Origin of the sequence: Ancylomarina sp., assembly GCF_041555295.1 — a bacterium.
In the GTDB taxonomy this organism is placed as follows: domain Bacteria; phylum Bacteroidota; class Bacteroidia; order Bacteroidales; family Marinifilaceae; genus Ancylomarina.
Genome location: NZ_JBFFKR010000080.1, coordinates 1 through 13,120, shown reverse-complemented (window position 1 = coordinate 13,120; position 13,120 = coordinate 1). Strand labels below are relative to the sequence as shown.

Here is a 13,120-nt window from a genome sequence, read left to right as displayed (position 1 = left end):
TGATTTGTAAAGCTTTTTTCTTGTGCCCAGATCGGGACTCGAACCCGAACAACCAAAAGGCCACCAGCCCCTCAAGCTGGCGCGTCTACCAATTTCGCCACCTGGGCTTGTTTTGCGTGACAACAAAAGTAATAAATATGTTCTATATGCAAAGGAATAAGAGAGTCAATTCAAATAAAAAAAAAATGATAATTCATCAAAAACTGATTTTCAAAGCTTAAGCTCAAAGGTGCTTTCAAGGCTTTTTATATCTTTGTGCCATATTATAATTTATTCGATATGTCAGAACAGATACAAGACTATAGCTATCTCGATCAAATAGCCCTTCAAAAAGAGAAATGGAATGATTTAAACAAGTCTGAATTACAGGCAATGTGCTTCAGAACCTTCATGCTTTACGGGAAATCTCAGAATAAAAACATGATACTCACCGTTTTCGAAATGTATGAGTTCCTCATGGCCAACAGTTCAACCACTGATCGTACTAAAATGATGACGGCTATTAGTGCCAACATCAGAAAAAAGAACACAAAGGCGATTATGGCCCTATTTCCTTTCATTCACGTTGAGGAGGATGCCAATATCATTCGTACAGCCAGCCAATTCTTTATCAATCTATCGGTTATCTCAAACAAAGAAGCTATCTCTGGCACCAAAATTCTGTTGGAGCTAATTAAAGATGATTTGAATGATGCCCGTTCGGCCTATGTTCTTTTAGGACTACTTGATATCGATAATGAAAAGGTGAATGCACAAGTTAGTCTCATCTATTCTGAGCTAGGTAGTGAGGTTAAAACCATTCTTCACAATAATGGGGTGAAAATTTAGAGAATTAATTCTCTTTTTACAAAGCACAAAAACGCCTGATCTAATGATCAGGCGTTTTTTGCTTTCTACAAATATTGCTCATAGAATTCACGGCATTCATCCTGCTCTTTAGGACTTCGTCCTTCCAGAAATTGAATCCTATAAAGAAGACACCTTTCTTCGTGAGTTAATACCCTTTCTTCCTGATAGGAATTAATGTGCTCACTTTTAATCTTTTTAATACTTTCAATTACGTTCGAATCACTTTGTTTTACAAGCCATTCAATTAATTCTAATTTTTCGGTTTGTTGATTCATTTTGTCGAATTTGATTAAGTTTGGATCAGATTTATTACATATAAAAATAGGTTACTCCCTGCAAGTTAGGCCTTTATGTTATAAAAAGATAATTTAATCGAGATTTTTTTCTTTAATAAAATCAACTACTGCAAAAAAAAAACGACTCCTAAGGGAATCGCGTCCTTAATTTATTCTAGAAATAAACTTTAGTTAGAAGGCACATTAACTAGAATATCTAACAAATGCTTCAAGAATTTATCCACACTATAATCCAGCGTAAATAGAACATGCAATTAGCTCAACATTAAACAAACGCTCGCATGAAATAAAAGCCACCTTCAAAAATACATAACACGACTTAGCAGCCCATTCGAGTATGTATCTGTAGGCTCTATTTCGAGTTGTCCATATCTTAAAAATACCTTACTAAAAAACATACTGTCCACTCACAGTCCAAAAATGATGAGAAATGTGAAATATTTTTAATTTTAAATTATGACTACTAACTAATTTTAAAATGTATTTTAAGAAAGCCCTACCCATTCAACAAATACAACATATAGCACAAGTTGAATCTGACATATTATTTAATTATAGCTAAACACAACTATAGATAAATAATCAAAAAAAAAAAACAAAGCACCACTAGCATTATCATAATCAGACCATTAAGGACATTTAATTATTTCTTCTAGTGATTTTTCAATAACTTTATGCTACAGCTGAGCAAAACAGTTTAAACCTTGGATTGATCTAGATTTTTAAGATCTGATTTTTCAAAAAAACGTATTAATATATACATACAAAAAAACTGTTATATAATATTTACAATAATACTCTTCTACCTATACACCCATTAGTTTAAACTAAACTATCATTATGAAAGTATTAATGTTTGGATGGGAATTTCCACCTCATATTTCGGGTGGTTTAGGCACAGCTTGCTTTGGTCTTACAAAAGGCATGTCTAAAATTAAGGATATTGATATTGTGTTTGTAGTTCCCAAAGCATATGGCGACGAAGAGGGCAATACTGTGAAATTGATAGGAGCCAATAATACCACAATAACTCGAGTTCAGGAACAGATTGAAAAATTTCAACAAAAACATAAATATCTCGAAGTTAGTTCCACCCTCATTCCATACAATAACCCTGAAAAGCAATATACTTTCATGAGTAAAGAGCTTCCTGGAAAAGGACGTTTACTAAATGTTAGTTCAGAAGGGAAAATTGACTTTACAGGCACTTATGATGAAAACCTCATCGAAGAAATTTACAAATATGCCTATGTCGCTTCTGCTATCAGTCTCGAGAATGATCACGACGTGATACATGCCCATGACTGGTTAGCCTATCCTGCAGGTATTGCTGCAAAAGAAGTTTCCGGCAAACCATTGGTCATTCATGTTCATGCAACCGAATTCGACCGCAGTGGCGAGACTGTGAATTCTAAAGTCTTCGACCTAGAGAAAATGGGTATGGATGCAGCCGATCAGATTATTACGGTCAGCAATAGAACCCGACAAATTGTAATTGATAAATACGGGCAAAATCCTAATAAAGTCACTACCGTTTACAATGCTGTTGACACACATAATCTGCAAGAAAAAAACGAAACCAAGAAAGGTGTAAAGGAAAAAATTGTGACTTTTCTGGGGCGTATTACATTTCAAAAAGGACCCGAATATTTTGTAGAAGCAGCTTATAAAGTTTTACAAAAAAACGATAATGTCAGGTTCGTGATGGCAGGAAATGGCGATATGCTTGAGAAGATGATTGATCGTGTTGCTCAACTCGGTATAGCAGATAAATTCCATTTCACTGGATTTTTGAGAGGTAAAGATGTATTTAAAATGTTCCATCTAAGTGATGTTTACGTGATGCCTTCTGTATCGGAACCCTTTGGCATTTCAGCATTAGAGGCCATCCAATCCAATGTACCAACCATTATATCCAAACAATCAGGCGTTTCGGAAGTTCTAAATTATGCAGCCAAATTTGACTATTGGGATATTGATGCAATAGCCGATGCCATTTATGGCATTATAACTTACGATACACTTCCAGCCATGTTTAAAGAATGTGGTCGAGCTGAAGTTGATGATTTAAAATGGGAAAACTCAGCACTCAATGTTTATGATGTCTATAAAAAAGCCATTAGGGCATCCTGATTACAGAATGAAAACTGCTTAACTTTTTAGAAATACGAACAAGTAAACAAAAAAAATATGAAAGCTCTCTGTTTATGTTTCCAAGTACACCAAGCACTAAGACTAAGACAATATCGTTTTTTTGATATTGGTAACGAGCATTACTATTATGACGATTACACCAATGAAAGCTTTATAAGAAAGCTTGCAGATACATGTTATTTACCAGCCAATGCCATTCTGTACGATTTACTAATAGCACAAAAGGGAAAATTTAAACTATCCTTTTCAATCTCCGGCTTAGCACTGGATCAATTCGAAATCTATACCCCCGAAGTCATTGAAAGCTTCCAAAAACTGGCAACTACCGGTTACGTTGAATTCTTAGCAGAAACCGATTCACACTCTTTGGTTTCACTCAAAAATAAAGCTGAATTCTCCAAGCAAATTAAGTCACACGCTCAGCGCATAGAAAATCTTTTTGGACAAAAACCTCAGGTTTTCAAAAATACAGCACTCATTTATTCCGATAAGATTGGCGAAACCATAGCAGAGCTTGGCTTCAAAGGGATTTTAGTTGAAGGTGCCCAACATATTTTGGGATGGAAAAGCCCAAACTATCTGTATAGTAACCCCATCAGCCCCGGACTTAAAGTCCTGATGAGAAATTATAAACTCAGTAATGATATTGCATTACGATTCACTTTTGATAGCGGATTAACTACCGAGAAGTTTGTTGACAATCTCAACAAGCTTGATGATAAAGAACAAATCGTAAATATTTTCATTGACTATGAAACCTTCGGAGAGCATCATCTTAAAGAAAGAGGGATATTTGAATTTTTAAGACACTTACCTGAATCTATTATACGAGACACAGGATTCCAATTTAATAAAGTATCCGAAGTTGTAGAAAATTATGTGGCTGTTTCAGACGTGCACATTCCGATCCCTATTGCCTGCGTTAATGATAAACAAGATCTGTCACCCTGGTTGGGCAACCATATTCAAAATGAAGCCTATAATAAACTGTATGAATTGCAAGAGGCTATTTTAAAAACAAACGATGAACGCCTAAAAAAAGATTGGCGATTTTTGCAAGCATCAGATCACTTCTATTTTATGTGTACAAATCCTGCTGCAAATAGCCATATCAATCCATATGAATCGCCATACGAGGCATTTATCAACTATATGAATATACTAAGTGATTTCAAAATTTGCCTGAAAGAAAAGGACACACAAAAAATGACATCGAAATCTTAAATAAAATTTACATGAAGGCCAGCGTAAGTTTCATTAACGATGATATGCCCTTACCAAATACAACACAAATAAGTGCTATTACAAAATCAATAAAAAGCTATTAATGGCCTGAAAGCAAGCTGCTTTTAACAAATCAGTATTTAATTTTTTATGGATAACTTTTAAGAAGACAATTTATGGCTGAGATAAAAACAAAACCAAATTTTATTTTTGAAGTTAGTTGGGAAGTTTGTAATAAAGTTGGAGGCATACATACTGTTATTTCAACAAAAGCAGCATCCTTAAAAAAAGCTTTTGGAGATAAGGTCATCTATATTGGTCCAGACTTCTGGAATGAAAACAATCCCTGCCACGAATTTGAAGAGGATCTGACTCTATTCAAAGAATGGAGGCTTCAAATGGCTGCCGCAGGTTTAAATATTAAAATCGGTCGTTGGTTGATTCATGGAAATCCTATGGCCATACTTATCGATTTTAAAAGCTTAATTCCTCGGAAAGATGAAATTTTAACCCGCCTTTGGGAAGTTTATAAGTTGGAATCTCTTAATGCTGAATGGGAATTTGTAGAAGCTGCTCTTTTTGGTTATGCCAGTGGTATGGTGATAGAGAATTTTATTAATTCTCATTTATCAGACTCAGATATCCCCTTAGCTCATTTCCACGAATGGATGTCAGGAGCGGGATGTCTTTATCTTGAGATGAACTCTCCGAAAATTACCACCATGTTTACCACACATGCCACCATGATGGGCCGGGTACTATCAAGTAATTACGAGAAATTATACGACAACTTGTCCCATTTTGATGCGAAATTAAAAGCAAAACAATACCATGTTGAATCGAAATGCTCACTGGAAAAAGCAGCTGCGAATACGGCTGATTGCCTGGCTACGGTAAGCCGGATTACTGCACGCGAATGTCATCAGTTTTACGGTCGTCCAGTCAATATTATTACCCCAAATGGTTTTGAAAACAACATAGTGCCACCTGATAATGAACTTGAGGAAAAACGAAGTTTGGCACAAAAAAAATTAAAAATGGTTACCGAAGCTTTGGTTGGACATCAGCTCTCAGTAGATACCTTGTTTATTGGAACCAGTGGTCGTTACGAGTACAAAAATAAAGGCATTGACCTTTTTTTAGAGTCCTTAGCCAAAATCAACCAAAATAAAAGCCTTAATCGAGAAATCGTAGCCTATCTATTAATTCCAGGCGATCAGAAAGGTCCCCGACAAGATTTAATTGAAAATATAGCAAATACAAGCAACAATCAGAACCTGTCATCACCCTATATCACACATGAATTACACTATCCCAATCACGATTCCATTCTTAATGATATACAAAAATTAGGTTTAAATAATTCAGCAGACGATAAAGTTAAGGTGATTCTTTGCCCAACTTATTTAAATGGTGATGATGGTATTTTCAATCTATCATATTACAACTTACTTGTGGGAATGGATTTAACCGTTTTTCCTTCATATTACGAACCCTGGGGTTATACACCTCTTGAGAGTATGGCATTTAAAGTGCCCACTATCACCACAACTTTGGCAGGATTTGGAAAATGGATAAACGAAACAAATGGTCGCCATTTAGACTATAACGGAGTTGAAGTTTTGGAACGAACAGATACCAATTCTCTCGAACTAGTGGAAAATCTGAGTCATTCGATTCTAAGCTTTTCGAAGAACTCAGCTACAGATTTACAGGAAATTCGAAACAAAGCCCAGAATTTTTCAAAGAAAGCTCTATGGAAGAATTTCATCAAGTATTATCATCAAGCCTACAAAATTGCCATCCGAAATAATGTGAATCAAAACATTATAAATCGCGACATAAACTTCGACGACTTAAACCAACAACTGGGAATCCCGAAAAACAATCAATTGAACTGGCGAAAGTTATTTATTGGATCGAATCTACCTGAATCAATCAAAGGACTCGATGAGCTTTCGATGAATTTGTGGTGGTCATGGGATCAAAATGCCAGACAATTATTCAAGACCATAGACCATGAACTTTGGTTAAAATGCAATATGAATCCCATACTTCTTTTAAAACAAGTATCGAGTAAACGCCTAATGGAATTGATTAATGATGATAATTTTATAACTGAATACAAGCGCGTTTATCAGGATTTCAAAGATTACATGGCCATAAAACCAGATGAAGATCAACCAAAAATTGCTTACTTCAGTATGGAATATGGCTTGAACGAAAATCTTAAAATATATTCAGGTGGTCTTGGCATTTTGGCTGGTGATTACTTAAAAGAAGCCAGCGATTCAAATTTCAATATGGTTGGTATCGGTTTTATGTACCGATTTGGCTATTTCACTCAAAGTTTGTCCTTAAATGGAGAGCAGCAAGTGACTCTCGAAGAACAAAAATTCACTCACATGCCAATGACCCTGATGAGAGATTCATCAGGAATCCCCTTAACGATTGGCATTGAACTTGCAAATCACAGGGTGGTCGCAAAAATATTCCGAGTAGATGTGGGACGCGTTCCTCTTTATTTATTGGAAACTGATACTGAAGCTAATTCGGAAGAAGACAAAGTGATTACACATCAGCTTTATGGTGGTGATTGGGACAATCGAATCAAACAAGAAATAGTATTGGGAATTGGTGGCATCAGAACGCTTAACGCCCTCAATATTCAGCCTGATTTATATCATTGTAACGAAGGGCATGCAGCTTTGATAAATATTGAGCGATTAATACAACTAACAAGCCAATCCCATTCGTTTAGCCAAGCGCTTGAAATTGTACGTACAGCCTCGTTGTTCACAACTCATACACCGGTGCCGGCGGGTCACGACACATTCGATGAAGGGATGATTCGATATTATCTTCCCTATGTTCCCTTACAACTTGGAATTAATTGGGAACAATTCTTGGCTTTAGGAAGGGTGAATCCTAAAGACCACAACGAAAAATTCTCATTGAGTAACCTGGCTGCCAACACCTCTCATCAAATGAATGGGGTGAGCTGGCTACACGGAAAAATATCGCGGCAAATGTTCAACAATCTTTACGGAGGATATTTTCCAGAAGAGTTACATATAGGCTACGTGACCAACGGTGTACATTATCCTTCATGGACTGCTAAAGAGTGGCGTTCGCTTTACGAATCAAAATTCTCAGAGAATTTCATTAAGGATCAATCAAACCCTGAACATTGGAAAAAGATATACGATGTAAGCGACGAGAAAATTTGGGAAATTCGCACAATCCTCCGAAAAAAACTAATCAATTATATAAAAGCTAGGTACAGGAAAAGCTTGATTCGTTCTTACGAAGATCCATGCAAAACATTTGCTATCATTGAATCGATTGATGAAAATGCTTTAACCATAGGTTTTGCCCGTCGTTTTGCAACCTACAAACGAGCACATTTATTATTTAGCGACCTGAACCAGTTGTCTAAACTCTTAAATAACCCAGAGCGTCCTGTTCAATTTATATTTGCAGGTAAAGCTCACCCCGCTGATAAAGCAGGTCAGGATTTAATTCAAAAGATCGTGCAAATTTCCTGTCAACCTGAATTTAGAGGCAAAATCCTATTTTTAGAAAATTATGATATTGTGCTTGGTAAACGTCTGGTAAAAGGGGTTGATATTTGGATGAACACCCCCACCCGACCTCTTGAGGCATCAGGCACATCGGGCGAAAAAGCAGTGATGAATGGCGTTCTTAACTTTAGTGTTCTCGATGGCTGGTGGCTCGAAGGCTACAAAGAAGGGGCAGGATGGGCCATCACAGAGAAAAAAACATACGAAAATCAGGATTTCCAGGATCAATTAGATTCACAGACCATTTACAATATATTTGAGACTGAAATCATTCCTTTATTCTACGATCGTGAAAACGGCAAATTACCTATAAAATGGATTCAATACATTAAGAAATGTATCGCTGAAATTGCGCCACATTATACAACCAAACGTATGATTGATGACTATAGCGATAAATTCTATTCTAAAATGTTTGAAAGGGTTAATAAACAGAAGGAGAACGACTATCAAATAGTTAAAGACTTAACGAAATGGAAACTACACATACTAAAACATTGGGACAAGATCGAAGTCGTTTCGGTAGATACGCCTAATACACAAAAAAATCAATTTATAGCTGGCGAAAGCTACAACATCGAAGTTGTGTTAGATTTAAAAGAACTTATAAATGATTCTATAGGTGTTGAACTGGTACTCCAATCGGTTATTGATCCGGAGAACCCAGGAGAAATACAGAAAAGAGAGCTGGTACTTGACAAAAAAATCAACAGTTTGGCTTTCTATAAACTTGCTCTACCCCTTGAAGATGCTGGAGTTTTCAATTTTGGACTCAGAATGTTTGCCAAAAACAAGAATCTGCCTCACCGTCAAGATTTCAGTTACGTGAGATGGCTTTAAAATCATAAATCTGATAGAATTGAATTGAGGTTTATGAGCGTCATATAATATTTAAATCTTCAATTGGCTTTTAGCTAAAAAACGACTGGAAATAATTTCAGTCGTTTTCATTATCGCTAAATAAGCAAAATACAGAATTTCAGATCTTACTAATAAAAAATTAAGATATTGTAATAGAATAACCACGCAAAACCCTCATTCTCTAACCTCAGATATTTCACACACAAAATAGCCCCATTTAGGCAGTTCAAACACTTTTCCATTTTCAGTAAACTCCTCACAAATGATCGTTTCCAACTTTGCTCCATTTACTTCTAATCTTAAGTTTGTGTTTCTATCTATCCCCATCAATTTAAAAGCATGCTCTGGAATCCGAAGCCTGACTTCACGATCTCTATCATCAAAATTTGTAACAATCAATAAGTTTTGATTTTTTGAGTGACGCAGATAAGCATAGTGCTTAGAATGGTTGAACTCATCTGAATGCGGATTGCACCACATTAAATCGTAAAATTCACCATTTACAACAGCATCCTTTTGGGCTATAGCGATGATCTCACGATATCTGTTTCTCAGTTCCCTCTGAGATGCTCGCAACTGCCCTCCATCAAACTTGCCACGATTCATCCATTTTTGATGCTCTGGCACTCGCCAATAATCAAAAATAGTGGTTCTGCCATCATCCCCACTAAAACCCGAAACGCCTTCAGCGGCCTCTCCAAGTTCTTGTCCGAAATAAAGCATCACCGGCCCTTTATTAAGAGTTGCCGTCACAATCATAGCCGGAATTGCTTTCCACGGATCGCCTGCAAAATAGCGCGAAGCAATGCGTTGTTCATCATGATTTTCGAGGAATCGTAACATATGTGCATCCTTGCCATTGAGCTCCTGCCATGATTGGCTAATAGCTGATGCCCAACACGTCCCTTGAATCACACTTTTTAAGGTATCATACAGACCAACTTTGTCGTACAGATAATCGAACTTCCCCCTGTCGATATAATTATCGTATTGATTCGGATCATAAACCTCGGCAATAAAAATCAACTGCGGGTATTTAGATTTCGCAAAAGGAATCAACCAATTCCAAAACTCGACGGGCACCATTTCAGCCATATCGCAACGGAAAGCATCCACCCCCATTGCTGCCCAATAAGTAATCACCTTTTCCATTTTAATCCAAGTGTCGGGAACCGGATTAAAATGCTTGCTTCGGTCATTCAGATAATCAACACCATAATTCAGTTTCACAGTTTCGTACCAATCGTTTTTGGAAAGATGGGCTGAGAAAATGTCGTTTCCTGTTGCTTTAGCGGGGTATTCATAATAATTGATCCGGGGATATTCTTTTAACAACTCATCGGGCAAGACCAAATATTCATTGGGCCGATAATAGAAGTTATTATTTTGAGCAAAAGCTTTAGAACAATCATCATTCTTGCCAAAATCATCAATCCCATATGGTTTTTTATCAGAATGATATTCTCGGGCTAAATGATTGGGTACAAAATCGATTATCACTTTCATATCCCATTGATGTGTTCGTGTTATCAAATCTTGAAACTCCTCAATTCGTCTCCCTACATCAACGGCCAAATCAGGATTCACATCGTAATAATCTTTGATAGCATAGGGTGAACCTGCTTTACCTTTAATAAGCAGAGGATTTCCATCAGGAATATCATAGTCGGGATACCCCTCGACAAGTGCATGTTCGATAATACCAGTATACCAGATATGCGTGATCCCAAATTTACGGATTTCAGATAATGCCTTTGCCGAGACATCATTCATCTTACCTACCCCATTTCTATTGCGGCTTCCGTTCAACCTACAATCCTCAGTGGTATTTCCGAACAAGCGGGTTAATATTTGGTATATGATTGGTTTCATATTTTTCTTGACGCTTATTAAAAATAATTTTTAATAGATAGAACACTGTTAAAAAGAATAAGCCTACTTGTTCAAATATATCTAAATAAAGTTGACTGAATCCTCATATCAGCACATCATCCTAACAAATCAAATCACTTTCTTAGAAGGGATATGTTCAAAAACCAAAGCACAACGCGAAGGCACATACAAGCTAAGCTTGTGAATCTTTGCCATTGGTACTAAGGTTTTGGAATAGTATAATTGTGATGCATCAACACGATTAAAGCCTCCAAATACTTCGGCATCGGAGCTCAATACCAATTGATATTTCCCTGGGCGAACAGGAATTTCATAATCAGTGAATGATGCTGTTGTATTAAAATTAAACACGAAAAGCAGATTGTCCCGATAAAAAGCCAAAACCTTGTTTGTTTCGTCTTGCTGAGTCAAAACCGGAAGGCTCTCGATAAGTCTCAATTTATTATTGGTTAACTTAATCACAGCCTGATCAAAATTATTTAAGCCCTCAAAACGCAAATCCTTATTATCAGCCAAACTCCATTGTCTTTTGGCATATTTATATGACCAATCGTTGCCCTGACGAGGAAAATCAATCCACTCGGGGTGTCCAAATTCATTGCCCATAAAATTGAGATAACCACCACCAGAACAGGCAAGCGTGATCAAACGAATCATCTTGTGAAGAGCAATACCCCTATCCACAGCCAAACACTGGCTCCCCTTGTTCATATTCCAATACATTTCCTTGTCAATCAGACGAAATATTATGGATTTATCCCCAACTAAAGCCTGATCGTGCGACTCGGCGTAATTGATCGTTTTTTCTTCTACCCGCTTATTCGATAACTCCCAAAACATGGTTCCAACGCTCCAATCCTCTTCTTTCACATCCTTAATTAACTTGATCCAATAATCAGGAATGCCCATAGCTAGTCGGTAATCGAAGCCTAAGCCACCATCTGTTATGGGTGCAGCAAGTCCCGGATAACCACTCATTTCTTCGGCAATTGAAATCGAATTCGGATTAATTTGTTTCATCAACTTATTCGCCAGTGCCAAATAAACGATCCCATCCTCATCCTGTCCACCATCGAAATACATATCATAGGACGTGAAATCACATTCCAAACCGTGATTCAAATAAAGCATGGATGTCACGCCATCGAAACGAAAGCCATCGCAATGAAATTCGCTCAGCCAATACTTAATATTGGATAAGAGAAAATGTAAGACCTCATTTTTACCATAATCGAAACACAAGGAATCCCATGCCTGATGGATTCGTCTATCACCCTCGTGAAAATACTGATGACCACTGCCATCGAAATTGGCAAGGCCCTCATCTTCGTTTTTCACAGAATGTGAATGCACCAGATCGATAATTACTCGAATACCCATACCATGAGCCTCATCAATCAGGGATTTTAAATCTTCGGGTGTGCCAAATCGGGATGAGACGGCAAAATAATTAGATACATGATATCCAAATGAACCATAATAAGGATGCTCCTGTATGGCCATCAGTTGAATGGTGTTATAACCAGCCTGCTTTATTCTTGGCAGAATATTTTTTCTGAACTCACCGAAACTACCCACCTTTTCCTCTTCAGTAGCCATGCCAACATGGGCTTCGTAAATGAGAAGTGATTTAGGCTCTTGAATAAGCATCTCATTTTGCCAGACATAATTTGTTTCGGGTTGCCAAACCTGAGCTCTATACGCCAAAGTTCCAGTATCCTGAATCACCCGATTGGCATAAGATGGCAGGCGATGACCATGACCTGATTTCCAATAAACCGAAAGTTGATATAGATCTCCATGCTGAAGAACTGACTTATCCAGAAACAACTCCCAAACGCCATTTTCCTTTCTGGCGAATTCAAACTCACCGGAATCCTGCCAGTTATTCATCTCTCCAACCAGAAAAATTTGGTTAGCATTGGGAGCCCATTCACGAAAAACCCATCCACCCTCGGTTCTGTGTAAACCAAAATACAGGTGACCATTGGCAAAAGACTCAAGGGAATTTAATCCTTGAAGGATTTCTGCTTCTTTTTGCTCTGCAGCAAGTTTTCTTTCACAGATTTTTGATTGATAGTTCTCTAAAAAGGGGTCGGTCTGTATGAGTTTCAAGGGCTGGATCATTGAACTGTTAGTTTTAGAGTATTAGATTTCAGATGATAACACATGATACCCAAGTTACTAAAATACAGCCAGACAAGTAACATAAAAACAAATGTTTAGATCAAAAAAATAGCGACTCCAAATGGAATCGCT

Annotated in this window: 7 protein-coding genes and 1 tRNA gene; 4 read left to right on the top strand and 4 right to left on the bottom strand. The window is 37.1% G+C overall.

The genetic code is table 11. The features are described from left to right. Positions 1-23 precede the first annotated feature (23 nt). Positions 24-107: transfer RNA gene (locus ABY905_RS07935), tRNA-Leu, on the bottom strand. A gap of 172 nt (positions 108-279) precedes the next feature. Between ABY905_RS07935 and ABY905_RS07930 the strand changes: the two genes are divergently transcribed. Then, a complete protein-coding gene (locus tag ABY905_RS07930) occupies positions 280-828 on the top strand; it encodes a hypothetical protein (RefSeq protein WP_372642314.1) in 549 nt (182 codons plus the stop codon). 65 nt (positions 829-893) lie between these two features. On the opposite strand, the gene ABY905_RS07925 is transcribed toward ABY905_RS07930, so the two are convergent. Further along, positions 894-1,124 (bottom strand): hypothetical protein, encoded by a 231-nt coding sequence (locus ABY905_RS07925; RefSeq protein WP_372642312.1) that lies wholly within the window; start codon positions 1,122-1,124, stop codon positions 894-896. 861 nt (positions 1,125-1,985) lie between these two features. Between ABY905_RS07925 and ABY905_RS07920 the strand changes: the two genes are divergently transcribed. From ABY905_RS07920 to glgP, 3 genes are all read left to right on the top strand, one after another. Further along, the gene (locus ABY905_RS07920; protein ID WP_372642310.1) at positions 1,986-3,278 is read left to right on the top strand and encodes a glycosyltransferase family 4 protein; all 1,293 of its coding nucleotides are present in this window, start codon (positions 1,986-1,988) and stop codon (positions 3,276-3,278) included. 57 nt (positions 3,279-3,335) lie between these two features. Further along, on the top strand, positions 3,336-4,523 hold the full coding sequence (locus ABY905_RS07915) for a glycoside hydrolase family 57 protein (protein ID WP_372642308.1): 1,188 nt from the start codon (positions 3,336-3,338) through the stop codon (positions 4,521-4,523). 176 nt (positions 4,524-4,699) lie between these two features. Further along, positions 4,700-8,947 (top strand): alpha-glucan family phosphorylase, encoded by a 4,248-nt coding sequence (gene glgP, locus ABY905_RS07910; RefSeq protein ID WP_372642306.1) that lies wholly within the window; start codon positions 4,700-4,702, stop codon positions 8,945-8,947. Between the two features lie 195 nt (positions 8,948-9,142). On the opposite strand, the gene ABY905_RS07905 is transcribed toward glgP, so the two are convergent. After that, positions 9,143-10,840, bottom strand: a complete 1,698-nt coding sequence (locus ABY905_RS07905; RefSeq protein ID WP_372642304.1) for an alpha-amylase family protein — start codon at positions 10,838-10,840, stop codon at positions 9,143-9,145. A gap of 129 nt (positions 10,841-10,969) precedes the next feature. Then, positions 10,970-12,988: an alpha amylase C-terminal domain-containing protein gene (locus ABY905_RS07900; RefSeq protein ID WP_372642302.1), complete on the bottom strand. Its 2,019-nt coding sequence runs from the start codon at positions 12,986-12,988 to the stop codon at positions 10,970-10,972. Positions 12,989-13,120 lie beyond the last annotated feature (132 nt).

Excerpts from the sequence above, each read along its gene's own strand:
- ABY905_RS07930 (WP_372642314.1), top strand. The coding sequence starts at position 280 with ATGTCAGAACAGATACAAGACTATAGCTATCTCGATCAAATAGCCCTT.
- ABY905_RS07925 (WP_372642312.1), bottom strand. The coding sequence starts at position 1,124 with ATGAATCAACAAACCGAAAAATTAGAATTAATTGAATGGCTTGTAAAA.
- ABY905_RS07920 (WP_372642310.1), top strand. The coding sequence starts at position 1,986 with ATGAAAGTATTAATGTTTGGATGGGAATTTCCACCTCATATTTCGGGT.
- ABY905_RS07915 (WP_372642308.1), top strand. The coding sequence starts at position 3,336 with ATGAAAGCTCTCTGTTTATGTTTCCAAGTACACCAAGCACTAAGACTA.
- glgP (WP_372642306.1), top strand. The coding sequence starts at position 4,700 with ATGGCTGAGATAAAAACAAAACCAAATTTTATTTTTGAAGTTAGTTGG.
- ABY905_RS07905 (WP_372642304.1), bottom strand. The coding sequence starts at position 10,840 with ATGAAACCAATCATATACCAAATATTAACCCGCTTGTTCGGAAATACC.
- ABY905_RS07900 (WP_372642302.1), bottom strand. The coding sequence starts at position 12,988 with ATGATCCAGCCCTTGAAACTCATACAGACCGACCCCTTTTTAGAGAAC.